This is a genomic window from Enterobacter sp. 22499, from assembly GCF_052044815.1.
GTDB classification, from domain to species: Bacteria; Pseudomonadota; Gammaproteobacteria; order Enterobacterales; family Enterobacteriaceae; genus Enterobacter; species Enterobacter bugandensis.
Map to the genome: position 1 here is coordinate 1277449 of NZ_JBQENR010000001.1, position 16980 is coordinate 1294428.

The window sequence follows — 16980 nt, forward strand, 5'->3', positions numbered from 1 at the left end:
GCATCAGGCCGCACCGTCGTTCAACACGACCTCCTGCCTGAACCGCCGCAATTCCACCAGCACCACCAGTAAGATCGCGCCAACCATCGCTAACACAAACCCGCTGCTGCTCGCCGACGCCACCGGGGTCATTATCGCCCCCAGCCCGCCGAGGATCGCCGCGCCAATTGCATCGCCCGTCACGTTCTGCGCGGTCCACAGGCCGTTGATACGCCCCAGCATTCCTTCCGGCGTCTGGGTCTGGATCAGGGTGTACTGTAAAAGTGAGCTGACCGCACTCAGCCAGCCGAAAATCACCAGACACATCACCCCCAGCGCCCAGACCGGCATCAGGCTGAAGAAGCCGATGGCGATAAACGAGGCCAGCGTCGCCACCAGCATAATCAAGCCCGGACGCGCACTTTGGGCCAGGTTACCGCTGGTCAGCGCCCCGCAGGCCGCACCGAGCGGAATGGCGGCGTACAGCACGCCAATCTCTGAGGCGCTCATCTGCCACTCGCCCGCCAGCGCCGGGTAAAGCACGCGCACGGCGCTCGCCATCGTCAGCAGGCCGCCGAGCAGCGCAATGCCGCCAATCAGCGGGTTACTGAACAGAAAACGAATCGCGGCCATCAGCGATTTAAGCGGGTGTTCGCGCGGCTGCGGTGGCGGGGGCAGGAGCGGCAGACGCAGCAGCGTCAGGGTGGTGATAAAGGTGCCCGCCGCGGCAAGGCCGTAGTTCCAGGCCACGTTGCCCGTTGCCAGCAGCAGGCCGCCCACCATCGGCGAAATCACCGAGCCGAGGCGTACCGTGAGCATGGTGATCGCCCCCGCCTGCATCAGGTTCTCGCGCCCCACCAGCGCGGGCGTCGCCGCCAGCAGCGCCGTCACGCCGAGCGAGGCGAAAAAACCGTCCCACAAACCAAGGGCATAAATCGCCAACAGCGACGGCTCCGGCAGCATCGCGTTCAAACACAGCCCGATAAAGCCCACCCCGCAGGTGCCGCGCGCCAGCAGGATCAGCTTCTTACGCTCGTAGCGATCCGCCAGCACGCCGCCGACCATCAGCCCGATAAACATCGCCCCGCCGGTTAAGGTGACGGATAGCCCCACCAGCCAACTGGAGTGCGTCATGGTCTGGATCTGTACCGGCACGGCGACGCCGAGCAGGCCGAGGGACAAAATGGAGATAAAGCGAGCGATAAAAACGGCGCGATACGCCGGGTGCGTTTTCAACAGGCTGAGGTTAAGCAGCCAGGATTTTTGATTCATGACAAAGCCTTGAGTCTATTTCTACCCATTCCATGGGCGCACATGCTAACATAGCCAAATAAGATAGATAACGATAATCACTATCATTATCAAATCATGGATGTTGCTATGTCGTTTTCCTCTTCTGCGGTGCGCGCCATTGCCGTGCCCGTATTATTGCTACTGCTAATCCTTGCGATTGCACTCAGCCTGCTGGTCGGCGCGAAGCCGCTACCCGCCTACGTTATCGTTGATGCGCTCTCCGGCACCTGTCAGAGCGCCGACTGCACCATCGTGCTCGACGCCCGCCTGCCCCGCACTCTTGCCGGACTGCTGGCCGGTGGCGCGCTTGGCCTTGCGGGTGCCCTGATGCAAACCCTTACCCGTAACCCGCTGGCGGACCCCGGCATTCTTGGCGTCAACTCCGGCGCCAGCTTTGCCATCGTGCTCGGCGCAGCGCTGTTCGGGTTAACGTCGCCCTCTGAACAGCTGGTGATGGCCTTCTGCGGCGCGCTGGCCGCCTCGCTGGTGGTCGCGTTTACCGGCAGTCAGGGCGGCGGGCAGCTGAGCCCGGTTCGCCTGACGCTTGCGGGCGTAGCGCTCGCGGCGGTGCTGGAAGGCTTGTCCAGCGGCATCGCCCTGCTCAACCCGGACGTGTATGACCAGCTGCGCTTCTGGCAGGCCGGTTCGCTGGATATCCGCACCCTTGAAACCTTAAACGTGGTGGCAATCCCGGTCATTATCGCCGCCGTCGTGGCGCTGTGTTTAAGCCGGTCGCTGAACAGCCTGAGCCTCGGCAGCGACACCGCGACCGCCCTCGGCAACCGCGTGGCGCGCACGCAGCTGACTGGCCTGCTCGCTATCACCGTGCTGAGCGGTAGCGCAACCGCCGTGGTCGGTCCGATCGCCTTTATCGGCCTGATGATGCCGCACATGGCGCGCTGGCTGGTGGGGTCGGACCACCGCTGGTCGCTGCCGGTCACGCTGCTGGCCACTCCTGCCCTGCTGCTGTTTGCCGACGTGCTGGGCCGCCTGCTGGTGCCCGGCGAGCTGCGCGTCTCGGTGGTGAGCGCGTTTATCGGCGCGCCGGTGCTGATCTTCCTGGTACGTCGCAGACGCGGAGGTAGCGCATGATGGCTCCTTCCCGTCGTTTACTCACCAGCATCTTCCTGCTGGCTATCGCCATTACTCTGCTGGCGGTCTGGAGCCTGCAAAGCGGTGCCGTAACGCTTGATTTCGCGCAAGTCTTTCACGCCCTCACCGGCAGCGCGCCGCGTAACATCACCATGGTGGTCACCGAATGGCGACTGCCGCGCGTGGCGATGGCGATCCTGGTGGGCGCGGCGCTCGGCGTCAGCGGCGCGATTTTCCAGTCGCTGATGCGTAACCCCCTCGGCAGCCCGGACGTGATGGGCCTGAATACCGGCGCGTGGAGCGGCGTGCTGGTGGCGATGGTGCTGTTCGGGCAGCATCTGACGGCCATTACCTTTACGGCGATGGCGGGCGGCATTCTGACCTCGCTGCTTATCTGGGCCCTGGCCTGGCGCAACGGCATTGACACCTTCCGGCTGATCATTATCGGGATCGGCATCCGCGCGATGCTGATGGCGTTTAACACCTGGCTTTTGTTGCAGGCGTCTCTGGAAACCGCGCTCTCCGCCGGGCTGTGGTACGCCGGCTCACTTAATGGCCTGACGTGGGGCAAAACCTGGCCCGCCGCGCCGCTGATTTTGCTGATGTTTTTCGGCGCCCTGCTGCTGGTACGCCGGATGCGCCTGCTGGAGATGGGCGACGACAGCGCCTGCGCGCTGGGCGTGAGCGTTGAGCGCTCGCGTCTGATGCTGATGCTGGTGGCGGTACTGCTGACCGCCGCCTCCACCGCCATCGCCGGGCCGATCTCGTTTATTGCCCTTGTCGCGCCGCACATCGCGCGGCGTCTTAGCGGCACCGCGCGCTGGGGCTTGACCCAGGCTGCCCTGTGCGGTGCGATGCTGCTGCTGGCCGCCGATCTCTGCGCCCAGCAGCTGTTTATGCCTTATCAACTTCCGGTGGGCGTGGTGACCGTCAGCCTCGGCGGGATTTACCTCATCGTCTTGCTCGTTCAGGAGTCACGCAAGAAATGACAGATTCAACAACCCGCTTGCGCGGCGAAAACTTGACCCTCGGCTATGGCAAAAAAATCATTGCCCGTGATTTAACCGTCGCCATTCCGGACGGCCACTTCACCGCGATTATCGGTCCGAACGGCTGCGGCAAATCAACCCTGCTGCGCACCCTGAGCCGCCTGATGTCGCCGACAGAGGGCAGCGTATTCCTCGACGGGGAGCAGATCCAGCGCTTCGCCAGCAAAGAGGTGGCCAGGCGCATCGGGCTGCTGGCGCAAAACGCCACCACGCCGGGAGATATCACGGTGCAGGAGCTGGTCTCGCGCGGGCGCTACCCACACCAGCCGCTGTTTACCCGCTGGCGCAAAGAGGACGACGAGGCCGTGAAGCGCGCGATGGAGGCAACGGGCATCACCGATCTGGCTCAGCAAAGCGTGGATACCCTCTCTGGCGGACAGCGACAGCGGGCGTGGATCGCGATGGTGCTGGCGCAGGAGACCGCCATTATGCTGCTGGACGAGCCGACGACCTGGCTGGACATCAGCCATCAGATTGACCTGCTGGAACTGCTGAGCGAGCTGAACCGCACGCAGGGGTATACCCTGGCGGCGGTACTGCATGATTTAAACCAGGCGTGCCGCTACGCCACGCATCTGATTGCGCTGCGCGACGGCGAGATTGTGGCGCAGGGCGCGCCGAAGGAGATTGTGACGCCAGAGCTGATCGCGCGGATCTACGGCATGCGCTGCATGATTATTGACGATCCGGTGGCGGGTACGCCGCTGGTGGTGCCGTTAGGTCGGCGGTAATAGCCGGGTGGCGGCTACGCCTTACCCGGCCTACATTCAGCTCCCGTAGGCCCGGTAAGCGCAGCGCCACCGGGCATTTGCACTATGCTAAAATTTCCTTCAGTACCGGCCCAATCTTTTCAAACGCCTGCGGTGAAATGATATCCACGTGGGCGCAGTCCTGGCTGTAGACCTCCAGCTCGCCCACCCACGGCGCCCAGGCCGTATGCGGATCCATCGTTCGGGTACGTTCGGCAACAAACAGCGTCGCCTTACCGTCAAAGCGTGAACTGTGCGCGGTGGTGAGCAACCGCACCGCGTCCGCGTAGTTGCCTTCAATAGTATTAAACAATTCGCTGGAGCCCTGTCCCTGCTGAGCGGCGATAAACGCCTGACGCTCGCGCTCGATCTCCGCCAGCACTTCCGGGTCAAGGCCGTTTGCCTCTTTCTCCGCCCAGTTCTGGCTTTCCGGCGGCCAGGTATCCAGCAGGCCGAGGAACGCCACCGCTTCGCCCTGCTGGCGCAGGCGCGCCGCAATGCCCTGCGCCAGCGTGCCGCCGAGCGAATAGCCGAACAGGTAATACGGCCCCTGCGGCTGCCGCTCCCGCAGCGTGTTCAGGTGATGTTCGATCACCCCATCGAGATCCGCGCACTGCTGCATCGGGCCGTTTGGCCGCGGCGACTGAATGCCGACGATGGACCAGCGCGGGCTGAGGTAACGCGCCAGGACGCTGAACTGCCAGGCAAAGCCGGAAGCCGGATGGAAGCAGAACAGCGTCGGGCCGTTGCTTTCACGCAGCGGCAAAAGGGTTTCATACCCCAGACGCTGCGCCTGTTCGTCGCTCATCTGCGAGTCCAGCAACGCGCTGAGCTTGCCGACCGTCGAGGCGACCATAATCTGCCCCGGCGTGACCTTGCGGCTGAACGCACGGCCGAGCTGAGCCGCGAGGCGCATCGCCAGCAGCGAGTGGCCGCCAAGGGCAAAGAAGTCGGCATCGATATCGTTCACTTCGCAGCCCAGCAGCGCAGAAAACGCCTGCGCCACGGCGGCTTCGGTTTGCGTCTCGGGTGCGCGACCGGAGGTTTTGCCGGTCAGCTCCGGCAGCGGCAGCGCCTTACGATCCAGCTTGCCGTTGGCGCTTAGCGGCAGCGCGCTGATTTGCAGCAGCACCACTGGCACCATATGCGGCGGCAGCTGTGCCCTGAGCGAGTCCAGCAGCGCGTCGCGATCCAGCGGTAAACCGGATTCAGAAACCACGTACCCCACCAGCTGGCGGGCATCGCCGCCCGTTGCCGCAGCCTGATTAAACACGCACGCATGCGCCACGGCCTGGGCCACGTCAGGCAATGACAGCATCGCCCGGTCGATTTCTCCCAGCTCAATGCGCTGACCGCGGATTTTCAGCTGGTCATCGCTGCGGCCCAGATATTCCACCGCCCCGTTGTCCAGCCAGCGGGCGACGTCTCCGGTGCGATACATCCGCTCGCCTGGGGCAAACGGATCGGCAATAAAGCGGCTGGCGGTGAGGTCGGGCCGTCCCAGATACCCCTGTGCCAGCTGAATGCCGGTGAGATACAGATCGCCCGCCACGCCGAACGGCACCGGGCGCATCATCGCGTCCAGAATGCGCAGCCCCGTATTCCACACCGGGAAGCCGATCGGCACGCTGTTGCCCTCCACCGCCGCCAGCTCCGGGCCGTACGCCGGATACCAGCTCACGTCCACCGCCGCTTCGGTTGGGCCGTAGAGGTTGTGCAGCGGTACATGAGTGAGCTGCTCCCACTCGCGGCACAGCGCCGTTGGCAGCGCCTCGCCGCTACAGAACACCTGCTTCAGCGTCCTGCAACAGTCGACGTTTTCCGGCGTCAGCGAGGCAACAAATGCCGCCAGCATCGAGGGCACGAAGTGGGTGGTGGTTACGCCATATTCTGCGAAGAAGCTCTGCATCGCCTGCGGATCGCGGTGCGCGTCCGGCTCGGCCATCACCAGCTTTGCCCCGGCGATAAACGGCCACCAGAACTCCCACACCGACACGTCAAAGCTGCACGGCGTTTTCTGCGCCACGACGTCATGCGCCGCAAGTGGATAATGATCCTGCATCCACTTCAGGCGGTTAACGATGGCGGTATGCCCCACCATCACCCCTTTCGGGCGTCCCGTTGAACCTGAGGTAAAGATGATGTACGCGGTCTGCTCCGGCTTCGCCAGACGCAGAGGTTCAGCGCCTGTGGTTGGCAATAGCATGTTGTAACTAATTGAAGGTATCGGCAGATCGTTAAAGCGCGGAAGCTGCGCGTCGGTGGTAATGAGAAGCGACGGTTTCGCGTCCTCCAGCATCATCCGCAGACGATCGTCCGGGTAGCCGGTATCCAGCGGCAGCCAGGCGGCGCCGGCTTCAACAATCCCGTGCAGCGCCAGGGTCAGGAACACCGAGCGCGGAAGCGCCACCGCCACGCTGTCGCCCGGCTTCACGCCGCGCACGCGCAGCAGGTTTGCCAGCGCGACCACCTGCTCGCGCATCTGGCGGTAGTTCAGCTCAATATGGGCATCCGCCAGCGCGGGAGCGTCCGGCGTTTTGCTCGCCTGCTCCGCCACCAGATCCGCCAGCGTGGTGGAGGGCAGCGCCAGGCCGGTATCGTTGATGCGCGCCAGCCGGGCGTATTCCTGCTCGGATACGGTTTCCACGTCGCCACAGCGCAGGTCCGGGTTCGCGGCAAACTGCGCCAGCATCGCGTTCAGGCGCGAAACGTGGCGCTTCAGCGTCGCGTCGTCGTAACGCTGCCTGTTGGCGAGGATCTCAATGCTTAATCCGCCCTGCTCGTCCGGGAACAGCGCCAGCTCGAGATCGTTCACCGGGCCGGTCGCCAGCGTGTGGGTGATGGCCTCCACGCCGTCGATATCCAGCTGATAATCAAATACCTTCACGTTCAGCACCGGCCCAAACAAGGGTTCGTCCCCTGCGGCCCGCCCGCTGTCGCGCACGATCTGCTCGGCGTCGTAGCGCTGATGTCGGCGCATCTTTTTCAGCTGGTTCGCCAGGCGCAGCGCCAGTTCCGGCAGGCTCTCAAGCGGATTAATATTCACCGCCAGCGGCAGGACGTTAAGCACCGGGCCGGTTGCGGTCAGCGCGGCGGATCCCATGCGGCGCATAAAGATAAACCCGGCGGCGTAGTCCAGCCGTCCGGTGAGGCGGCCCAGCCACAGCGCCACCAGCGCAAGCGCCAGATCGGTGCGCTGTGCCTGCCCGGCTGCCTGCGCCAGCTGGCTAAAGGCGCGAGCGTCCATTGCAATTTTCAGGCGCAGGATGTCGGTAGTGGCGGCGCGTCCCGGCAGCGGCGCGGAGGAGAGCGAGACCGGAGGAGGAAGCTGTTTGCGCTGCCCGGCCCAGAAAGCACCGTCGCGCTGCCAGGCCTCGCTGTCGCGATAGCGCTGATACTCGTCAACGACCTCGGCGAACGGAGTAAACGGTGAGGCTGGGGTGGGTTCCCCTTTCTTCCAGGCAGCGTAAATCCCGGCGATCTGGCGGGTAATCGCCGGGAAACTGAAGCCATCCACCACCAGATGGTGATAGCGCTGATACCAGTACCAGCGGTGGTCACCGACCTGAATCAGCTGATGGAAAGCGAGCGGCTGACCACTGTCCACGCGCAGATCCTGGCTGAGATCGGCCTCCATCAGCGCCACGGCGGCGTCGTGAGAATCAACGCGAACGATGGACGGCTCCGGCAGGATCAGGGTCTCATCGACCCACTGCCAGACCTCGCCGTTATCTTCAGCGAAACGCGTGCGCAGGGTATCGGCCTGCATCATGCCCTCGGCGATGGCGTTAGCCAACAGCGGCGCGTCGATATTCCCTTTCAGCTCGGTGTAGTGGGCCACGCTCCAGGCGTTTGGCAGCGAGGAAAGCTGCTCTGCCATCCAGATACCCGGCTGGGCGGCGACGAGAGGGAGACGGTTCATGCGCGCTCCCCCGCAAAAGAGGACGGCTCAAGCATCTGCCAGCGTTGCGCCAGCCACTGCTGGCACGCCTCCTGAGAGTGCGGCTCGCAGACCACGCGCCAGCCCGCGGGCAATTCGCACTGCTGCGGCCACAGGCTGTACTGCCCCTGGTCATTTTGCAAAATGGCGAACTGTCCCTGCGGATTATCGAAAGGATTGCTGAATTCCATACAGACTCCGTTATTGAATGAGCGGCTGCCAGAGGGTCATCAGCCCCTGCGTCAGCCCACCGCGCCAGCAAAGCGCATCGTGTCCGCCGTCAACCTGACGCCAGATAACCGGTTGCTGAGTGTGTAGTTCGGCGAGGATCGCCTGGTTTGCGCGCAAGATAAGCGGCTCGTTGCGCCCGGCCTCAAGGACGATGCGCAGCCCGCGAGCGGTTTTTTCACCCGCTTTGAGTTGTTCAATGACCAGCCCGTCCTGCTGCCCGCCGCGGTGCGGCCACCAGTAGGAGCCGGACTGGCTGAGCACGCAGCCAAAACGCTGCGGCCAGTGCAGTGCGGCATAAAGGGAGGAGAGACCGCCAAAGCTTTGCCCTGCGACCACCGTACGGTCGGCGCGGTCGCTAAACGGCGAGCGTTGTTGGACAAGGGGGAGAAGTTCTTCCTGCACCGCCAGCCAGAAGTCGGGATTGCACGGTAGCTCGCGGTTACGGTGCTCCATATTAATAACATCGATTAAGACATAGACCGCAGGCGGCAGGTTGCGCTCGGCGGTGAGCGACGCCAGCGCAGGCCAGACCGGCATGCTTTCGGCCCAGAACTGCCCGTCGAGCAGCACCGCCAGCGGGCGCTCGGGGCTTTCATCCCCGGTGGTAAAAATCCACACGCGGCGACGGTTCTTCAGGCGCGCGCTGTGCCACTCAATGCAGACAGGCTTTTTGTAAGGCGTATCATGATGGTTCCAGCCCGGCTGTACGGGCGCCTCCGGCATTTCCAGCGCCGAGACGGCGTGCCCGCGCCCGCCGCGCCAGCTCTGCGGATTCAGCGGGTCTGAAACCGCGTGAGGCAGCAGCTTGCGCCAGCCTTCGCGCAGCGCCATGCGGTCCGGCTGCTCGCCTTCAAATACTGCATCGGCAAAATCGTTTTCGTTATCGGAGGGGATAAAACAGTAGCTGCCGCGCCATTCGGGGCTGAACTCCCCCTGCCACTGCCAAACGTCGGTATCGGGAATGCGTTCAAGCGATTGCGGGCGGGCATTCTGATGGTGGTCGGTCACGCCGGTAACGTAGAGCCAGACGCGTTTAACCGTTGAGGTCTGCTGGGTTCCTGCCGGGTCCCGCCACCAGAATGTGACGCGATAGTTTTCCTCATGACGTTGCCATTCCGGCCCGTTTTTCGACTGCCACCACGCTTCACTTCCGGTTGTTAACGCCGTCACCCTTATAACCCCATGTTTAGCAATATTTTTTGTTTCAGAGCAAATTTTATTGATAATATTATTGATAACTATTTGCATTTGCAATAGCGTATTGCCCGCGCTGTGGGAAGCGCGTTCATAAATAACCATAAAAGCGGGACGTACAATGAATAAGAAGATTCACTCTCTGGCCTTGCTGGTCAATTTAGGGATTTATGGCGTCGCGCTGCCCGCCATGGCAGACGACAACGCCGCCTCTGCGCAGCACGAAGACACGATGGTGATCACCGCCGCCGAGCAGAATTTGCAGGCGCCTGGCGTGTCGACCATCACCGCCGATGAGATCCGCAAAAACCCGCCCGCGCGGGACGTGGCGGAAATCATCCGCACCATGCCGGGCGTTAACCTGACCGGGAACTCCACCAGCGGCCAGCGCGGGAACAACCGTCAGATCGATATTCGCGGCATGGGCCCGGAAAACACCCTGATCCTGATCGACGGCAAGCCCGTCACCAGCCGCAACTCCATCCGCCTGGGCTGGCGCGGCGAGCGTGACACCCGCGGCGATACCGGCTGGGTACCGCCGGAGATGATCGAGCGCATCGAGGTCATTCGAGGCCCGGCCGCTGCACGCTACGGCAACGGCGCGGCGGGCGGCGTGGTGAACATCATCACCAAAAAGTTCGACGACCAGTGGCACGGCTCCTGGAACACCTACCTGAATGCGCCTGAACACAAGGATGAAGGTTCCACCAAACGCACCAACTTCAGCCTGAGCGGCCCGCTGGGCGGCGACTTCAGCTTCCGCATGTTCGGTAACCTGGATAAGACCCAGGCCGACGCGTGGGACATCAACCAGGGCCACCAGTCTGAGCGTACCGGAGCCTACGCCAACACCCTGCCCGCGGGCCGCGAGGGTGTAGAGAACAAAGACATCAACGGCGTGGTGCGCTGGGACTTCGCGCCGATGCAGTCGCTGGAGTTTGAAGCGGGCTACAGCCGCCAGAACAACCTCTATGCGGGTGACACGCAAAACACCAACAACGACAACGCGCTGGTGAAGAAGAACTACGGCAAAGAGACGAACCGTATTTATCGCCAGAACTTCGCCGTGACCTGGAACGGCGGCTGGGACAACGGTATTAGCACCAGCAACTGGGCGCAGTACGAACACACCCGCAACTCCCGCCTGGGCGAAGGGCTGGCGGGCGGTACGGAAGGCCTGTTCAACAGCAATAAATTCACCGATACCGACCTGGCCGACGTGATGCTGCACAGCGAAATCAACCTGCCGATTGATTTCATTGTGAACCAGAACCTGACGCTCGGCACCGAGTGGAACCAGCAGCGCATGAAGGATTCGACCTCCTTCTCGCAAACCCAGCAGGGTGGCACCATCCCGGGCATGAGCGAAGACCGTAGCCCGTACACGTCAGCGGAGATCTTCTCTCTGTTCGCTGAGAACAACATGGAGCTGACCGACAGCACCATGCTGACCCCTGCCCTGCGCTTCGATCACCACACCATCGTGGGCAATAACTGGAGCCCGTCCCTGAACCTGTCGCAGGGTCTGGGGGATGACTTCACCCTGAAGATGGGGATCGCGCGCGCCTACAAAGCGCCAAGCCTGTACCAGACCAACCCGAACTACCTGTTGTACAGTAAAGGCCAGGGCTGCTACGCCAGTTCCGACGGCGTGGGCTGCTACATGATGGGTAACGACGATCTGAAAGCGGAAACCAGCATCAACAAAGAGATTGGCCTGGAGTGGAAACGCGACGGCTGGCTGGCGGGCGTGACCTGGTTCCGCAACGACTACCGCAACAAGATTGAAGCCGGCTACGCGCCGATTGGCCAGACCTCCACCGGTAAAGTCACCACCGATATCTACCAGTGGGAAAACGTGCCGAAGGCGGTGGTAGAAGGTCTGGAAGGCTCCCTGAACGTGCCGGTCAGCGACACCATCAACTGGACCAACAACATTACCTATATGCTGCAGAGCAAGAACAAGGAGACCGGCGACCGTCTGTCGATCATTCCGGAGTACACGCTGAACTCAACCCTGAGCTGGCAGGTGCACCAGGATGTGTCATTGCAGTCGACCTTCACCTGGTACGGCAAGCAGCAGCCGAAGAAGTATAACTATAAAGGCCAGCCGGTGACCGGGTCTGAGAAAGACGAGGTCAGCCCGTACAGCATCGTTGGCCTGAGCGCCACCTGGGACGTGACGAAAAACGTCAGCCTGACCGGCGGCGTGGACAACGTCTTCGACAAGCGCCAGTGGCGCGCGGGTAATGCCCAGACCACGGGGAACGCGACAACCGGCGCGTATATGTACGGTGCGGGTGCGTATACGTATAATGAACCGGGTCGCACCTGGTACATGAGCGTAAACACAAGATTCTGATACAGGCAGTGACCTCCCCCTCTCCCTGTGGGAGAGGGTTGGGGTGAGGGCATCAGTCCGCACAATTCAGAGGGAAAAACCATGCACACCGCCCACAGCACATTTTCTCTCGCCGGCCTCACCCTCCACCGCATCACCTTCGACCCCGCCACCTTCACCGACGCCGATCTCCTCTGGCTCCCCCATCGCGCCCAGCTCGCTGACGCCGGACGTAAACGCAAGGCTGACCATCTGGCAGGACGCATCGCCGCCGCGCACGCCTTGCCTGACCACACCGTTCCCGCCATCGGCCCCAGCGGGGAACCGCTCTGGCCGGACGGAATTTCCGGCAGCATCACCCACAGCGGCACGGAGGCGATGGCTGTCGTCGCGCCATACCCTGCGCTTATCGGTATCGATAGTGAAGCGATCCTCGCCGAAAATGAAGCAAGGGAAATCAAAGATGGCATTATAGATGCCAAGGAAGAGCGTGTGCTTTCCCGCTCGGGTTACCCGTTCGCCCTCGCCCTGACGCTGGTTTTCAGCGCCAAAGAGAGCCTGTTTAAGGCCCTCTTTCCGCAGGTGCAGGCTTACATGGGGTTTGACAGCGCGCGCGTCACCCTGCTCGACGATAACACGCTCACGCTGGCATTGACCCGTCAACTGTCAGGCTTTAACGAAGGCACCGCCTTCACCCTGCACTGGCAACTGCGCGGCGAGCAGGCGATCACCCTGCTGTCACACGTTCCTGCCGACGCGCCTTCACGCTGGTCATCACAAACGTCACGATAAACACCACCGCGAACAGGACCACTATGGTCGGCGCGGGCGCACTGTCGAGATAAAACGAGGCATACACGCCGCTGACCGACACCAGTATTGATACCGCCACTGCCACCAGCAGCGCCATGTGAAAGCGTCGGGCGATCAGCACCGCCACCGCGCCGGGGGCAATCAGCAGCGAAATCGACAGAATAATCCCCACCGCCTTCAGCGTCGCCACGATGGTCAGCGACACCATGCACAGTAAGCCATAGTGCAGCCAGCGGGCGCGCAGGCCGCTCGCCTGCGCCTGCTGATAGTCAAAGCAGAACAGCAGGAAATCGCGCCATTTCAGGCCAATCACCAGCGCAATCAGCCCCGCGACGAGACCGCTTTGCAGAATGTCCATCCCGTTAATGCCCAGCATATCGCCGAACAGAATGTGGTCGAGATGCACCTCAGGTTTAACGGCGATATAGAGGATCAGCCCCGCGCCAAACATCCCGGAAAAGACGATCCCCATCACCGTATCCTGCTTGATCCGGCTATTGTCCTTGAGGTAGCCGGTGGCAACCGCGCAAAACAGACCGGCAACGAACGCGCCCAGCGCCAGCGGCAGGCCCATCACCCACGCCAGCACCACGCCGGGAAACACCGCGTGGCTCATGGCGTCGCCCATCAGCGCCCAGCCTTTCAGCACCAGAAAAACCGACAGCAGCGCGCAGGGCACGGCTACCAGAAGTGAAATCAGCAGCGCGTTGTTCATGAACGCAAACTGGAAGGGTTCAAGGAGCAGCGCCATCATGGGTGTGCCTCCTTCGCGCGACGACGGCTGGCGAGCAGCCCGTGCTTCGGCGCAAAGACAAACGCCAGCAGGAACAGCAGCGTCTGGGCGACCACAATAATGCCGCCGGTGGCGCCGTCCAGATAATAGCTGGCCCACGCGCCGAGGAAGCTGGTGAGGCTGCCAATGGCGACGGCAATCATCAGCAGACGCGGGAAGCGGTCGGTCAGCAGCCACGCGGTCGCGCCGGGTGTGACCACCAGACAGATCACCAGAAACGCGCCGACGGTTTGCAGCGCCGCCACGGTAGAGACCGCCAGCAGCGTGAAGAACAGGATCTTCAGGCGCTCCGGGCGCAGGCCGATCGCGCGGGCGTGGTTCTCATCAAAAAAGGTCACCATCAGATCTTTCCATTTGAACAGCAGGATAACCATCGACACCACGCCGATAATCGCCAACTGGACGATATCCTCCGGAGCGATAGCCAGAATATTGCCGAGCACGATGGTCTGAATATTCACCGAGGTTGGGTTGAGCGAGACCATAAACAGCCCCAGCCCGAAAAAAGAGGAGAAGATCAGCCCGATAATGGCGTCCTCCTTCAGGCGGCTGCGCTGGTTGAGAAACAGCATGCTGCCCGCCGCCAGCCCGCCCGATAAAAACGCCCCCAGCGAGAACGGCAGTCCGAGCATGTAAGCCCCCGCTACGCCCGGCACGATGGAGTGCGAGAGCGCATCGCCGATTAGCGACCAGCCTTTGAGCATCAGGTAGCAGGAGAGAAACGCACACAGCCCACCCACCATCGCCGAGACCCACATCGCGTTGAGCATGTACTCATAGCTGAAGGGTTCGAGAAGCGCGTTCATTTAGCCTCCTGCCGGTGCGTCACGAAGGGTCGCTCATCGTCGGTAATGATGCGATCTTCCGAGCCGCTGAGTACCACGTGGCGCAGCACGCCGCTGAAGGCGCGCTCAAGGTTTTCGGCGGTGAAGGTGGTTTCCGTCGGACCGCTCGCCAGCACGGTGCCTTTGACCATCACCGTGTAATCGCAAAACTCCGTGACCGAGCCCAAATTGTGGGTCGAGACCAGCATGGTTTTGCCCTCGTCGCGCAACTCGCGCAGCAGGCTGATGATTCTGGCTTCGGTTTTAACGTCCACGCCGGTAAACGGCTCGTCGAGCAGGATCACCTCGCCCTGCTGGGCAATCGCCCGCGCCAGGAAGACGCGCTTCTTTTGCCCGCCGGAGAGCTCGCCAATCTGTCGATGGCGCAGCTCGAGCATATCCACGCGCTTCAGGGCGTCGGTCACGATCTGCCGATCCTGCGCTTTAGGCCGCCGCAGAAACCCCATATGCCCGTAGCGCCCCATCATCACCACGTCCTCGACCAGAACCGGAAACGACCAGTCGACCTCTTCCGACTGCGGCACGTAGGCGACCAGGTTCTGGCGCAGCGCCCGGTGAGGCGGCAGCCCATGGAGGGTGATAGTGCCGCTCGCCGCCCGCACAAAGCCCATCACCGCCTTAAACAGCGTGGACTTGCCGGAGCCGTTCACCCCCACCAGCGCGGCAATCGATCCGCCGGGCACGCTGAACGACGCATTGCGCAGCGCCGTGTGGCCGTTGCGGTAGGTCACGGTCACGTCCGTGACGACAATCCCCTTCTGCATGGTCACTCCTTCATGCCGTCGCGAATGCCCTGCACCAGCGTGCGGGTGGTGACGTTCAGCAGATCGATATAGGTCGGCACCGGGCCGTTTTCCGCACTCAGGGAGTCAACGTACAGCACGCCGCCGTAGTGGGCGCCGGTTTCCCGCGCCACCTGACGCGCCGGCTTATCGGAGACCGTGCTTTCGCTGAATACCGCCGGGATGCGGTGTTTCTTCACCAGATCGATCACCTTGCGCACCTGCTGCGGCGTCCCCTGCCGATCGGCGTTGATCGGCCACAGGTAAAGTTCCTTCATGCCCAGATCCTGCGCAAGATAGGAGAAGGCGCCCTCGCTGGTCACCATCCAGCGTTTGTCTTCCGGGATCTCCGCCACCTGCTTGCGCAGCGGTTCAAGTGTCGCGACGATCTTCTGCTTGTAGGCTTCAGCGTTACGTTGGTAGACCTGCGCATTCACCGGGTCGTACTTCACCAGCGCGTCGCGGATGTTATCAACGTAAATCAGCGCGTTGTCCGGCGACATCCACGCGTGCGGGTTAGGCTTGCCGTCGTACGGCCCCTCGCTGATGCCCATCGGGGTGATGCCCTGGGTGACAATCACCTCCGGCACGCCGTTCAGATGCTGATAAAAACGCTGGAACCACAGCTCCAGGTTCATGCCGTTCGCAAGGATCAGCTGCGCCTTTTGCGCGCGCTTGATATCCCCCGGCGTCGGCTGGTACTCGTGGATTTCAGCGCCCGGTTTTGTGATGGAGGTGACTTCCGCGGCATCCCCCGCCACGTTTTTCGCCATATCCGCGATGACGGTAAAGGTGGTGATGACCTGGAACTTTTCAGCCGCCAGCGCGCCCGTGCTGGTCGTAGCCGTGAGCAGCGCGCCGAGCAACAGACGCTTTAATCCTTGCCGTGGGTGCATCGCAGAAGTCTCCTGAGGTGGTGAAATTCAAAGCAAAATTAGCCTGTGCTATAAGGTATAGCACAGGCTATATTTAAATGAAAATAGTTATCATTAAAGTTATGTCAATGAAGGGCGGGCCTGACGGCGCTTCGCTTATCAGGTCTACGGAAAAGCAGTTGTGAAGGCCGGGTAAGCGCAGCGCCACCCGGCATAAGGGCGACTCACAGCCCGGCAAGTGCCTTGTAAAATGCAGGATTCTCCCGAATCACATTAAGTACCTTCGCCGCCAGCCCGGTTGGATTGCGGCGTTTGGACTCCCAGCTCTTTATCGTATCGACGCTCGTGCCAAGCGCCTTCGCCATTTCGCTTTGCGTGATATTGAGCTGCTCTCTGATGGCACGCACATCAGCAACTTCATAGCGGGTTACTCGGGAAGCGGCTTTTCTTCCGTTATGGATCTCAACGGCCTCTTCAAGCGAAGATTTTAATTCATTAAAAATACTCATTATTAGCCTCCACCTGCCTGATTAGGGTACATAGTACACCTCTCATTTACGGCACTGGAAGCAGTATTTTTCAGAATGGAAGTCAGCTTTTTAAGTTCTGCTTTCTCTGCCTCTGTCAGGCTGTCCTTTATGCATTTTGGATAGGCCATAATGAAATAGATCACCTCCTCCGTGGCCAGAAAGTAAATCACTCTGATACTCCCTCTCTTTCCCTTTGAGGCTGCCGCCATCCTTATTTTACGTAAACCACCCGTCTGCTGGATCAGGTCACCTTTATCAGGCCACGCAATAAGTTCCTTTTGCAGATCCTTTAATTCATCATCCGTAGCAATGCTTTTAATCTGTCAGGTAAAGAGTGATGTTTCGATAAACTCTATCGCATGACTCATCCATAGTTCCTTCCCTAAACGCAGCAAAAGCCCGAATACTTCAACACCAGGCTCATGCTGCATGGTTACTCTTCCTTGAGTAATGCTGCGCCAAATAACTGTATTT

The 16980-nt window shown here is 61.5% G+C and carries 15 protein-coding genes; 5 read left to right on the top strand and 10 right to left on the bottom strand.

All coding sequences use genetic code 11. The features are described 5' to 3' along the window. Nucleotides 1-3: 3 nt before the first annotated feature. Nucleotides 4-1251, bottom strand: coding sequence for an enterobactin transporter EntS (entS, locus tag ACTJI7_RS06290; RefSeq protein WP_063154733.1), 1248 nt, complete (start codon nt 1249-1251; stop codon nt 4-6). A gap of 108 nt (nt 1252-1359) precedes the next feature. Between entS and fepD the strand changes: the two genes are divergently transcribed. Genes fepD through fepC form a run of 3 tightly spaced genes read left to right on the top strand, consistent with a single transcriptional unit; the run spans nt 1360 to nt 4144 of the window. Further along, complete coding sequence (fepD, locus tag ACTJI7_RS06295) at nt 1360-2364, top strand: Fe(3+)-siderophore ABC transporter permease (protein ID WP_063154734.1); 1005 nt, start codon at nt 1360-1362, stop codon at nt 2362-2364. Continuing rightward, a complete protein-coding gene (gene fepG / locus ACTJI7_RS06300; RefSeq protein WP_074147951.1) occupies nt 2364-3353 on the top strand; it encodes an iron-enterobactin ABC transporter permease in 990 nt (329 codons plus the stop codon). Before fepD ends, fepG begins: the two co-directional genes overlap by 1 nt. Further along, a complete protein-coding gene (gene fepC, locus ACTJI7_RS06305) occupies nt 3350-4144 on the top strand; it encodes an iron-enterobactin ABC transporter ATP-binding protein (RefSeq protein ID WP_028012291.1) in 795 nt (264 codons plus the stop codon). Before fepG ends, fepC begins: the two co-directional genes overlap by 4 nt. Before the next feature lie 82 nt (nt 4145-4226). Here fepC and entF read toward each other — a convergent pair whose 3' ends face one another. Genes entF through fes form a run of 3 tightly spaced genes read right to left on the bottom strand, consistent with a single transcriptional unit; the run spans nt 4227 to nt 9503 of the window. Beyond that, complete coding sequence (gene entF, locus ACTJI7_RS06310; RefSeq protein ID WP_063154736.1) at nt 4227-8084, bottom strand: enterobactin non-ribosomal peptide synthetase EntF; 3858 nt, start codon at nt 8082-8084, stop codon at nt 4227-4229. Continuing rightward, nucleotides 8081-8293: an MbtH family protein gene (locus tag ACTJI7_RS06315; protein ID WP_063154737.1), complete on the bottom strand. Its 213-nt coding sequence runs from the start codon at nt 8291-8293 to the stop codon at nt 8081-8083. Before ACTJI7_RS06315 ends, entF begins: the two co-directional genes overlap by 4 nt. Nucleotides 8294-8303: 10 nt before the next feature. Further along, nucleotides 8304-9503, bottom strand: coding sequence for an enterochelin esterase (gene fes / locus ACTJI7_RS06320; protein ID WP_063154738.1), 1200 nt, complete (start codon nt 9501-9503; stop codon nt 8304-8306). A 145-nt stretch (nt 9504-9648) separates the two neighbouring features. On the opposite strand from fes, the gene ACTJI7_RS06325 reads away from it, so the two are divergent. Continuing rightward, a complete protein-coding gene (locus ACTJI7_RS06325; RefSeq protein ID WP_192978765.1) occupies nt 9649-11889 on the top strand; it encodes a TonB-dependent siderophore receptor in 2241 nt (746 codons plus the stop codon). A gap of 81 nt (nt 11890-11970) precedes the next feature. After that, nucleotides 11971-12660: an enterobactin synthase subunit EntD gene (gene entD / locus ACTJI7_RS06330; protein ID WP_063154740.1), complete on the top strand. Its 690-nt coding sequence runs from the start codon at nt 11971-11973 to the stop codon at nt 12658-12660. Here the strand turns inward: entD and ACTJI7_RS06335 are convergent. From ACTJI7_RS06335 to ACTJI7_RS06360, 6 genes are all read right to left on the bottom strand, one after another. Continuing rightward, nucleotides 12596-13435: a metal ABC transporter permease gene (locus ACTJI7_RS06335; RefSeq protein WP_063154741.1), complete on the bottom strand. Its 840-nt coding sequence runs from the start codon at nt 13433-13435 to the stop codon at nt 12596-12598. The two genes, entD and ACTJI7_RS06335, sit on opposite strands and share 65 nt — an antisense overlap. Further along, nucleotides 13432-14280: an iron/manganese ABC transporter permease subunit SitC gene (sitC, locus tag ACTJI7_RS06340; protein ID WP_048998924.1), complete on the bottom strand. Its 849-nt coding sequence runs from the start codon at nt 14278-14280 to the stop codon at nt 13432-13434. Before sitC ends, ACTJI7_RS06335 begins: the two co-directional genes overlap by 4 nt. After that, entirely contained in the window at nt 14277-15083 is an 807-nt protein-coding gene (locus ACTJI7_RS06345) for a manganese/iron ABC transporter ATP-binding protein (protein ID WP_028012282.1), read from the bottom strand. The genes sitC and ACTJI7_RS06345 overlap by 4 nt, the downstream gene beginning before the upstream one ends. A 2-nt stretch (nt 15084-15085) precedes the next feature. Further along, nucleotides 15086-15997 (bottom strand): metal ABC transporter substrate-binding protein, encoded by a 912-nt coding sequence (locus tag ACTJI7_RS06350; protein ID WP_192978771.1) that lies wholly within the window; start codon nt 15995-15997, stop codon nt 15086-15088. 203 nt (nt 15998-16200) lie between these two features. Then, on the bottom strand, nt 16201-16485 hold the full coding sequence (nadS, locus tag ACTJI7_RS06355; RefSeq protein WP_041910964.1) for a NadS family protein: 285 nt from the start codon (nt 16483-16485) through the stop codon (nt 16201-16203). Nucleotides 16486-16487: 2 nt separating this feature from the next. Next, entirely contained in the window at nt 16488-16826 is a 339-nt protein-coding gene (locus ACTJI7_RS06360; protein ID WP_440670048.1) for a type II toxin-antitoxin system RelE/ParE family toxin, read from the bottom strand. Nucleotides 16827-16980: the final 154 nt, after the last annotated feature.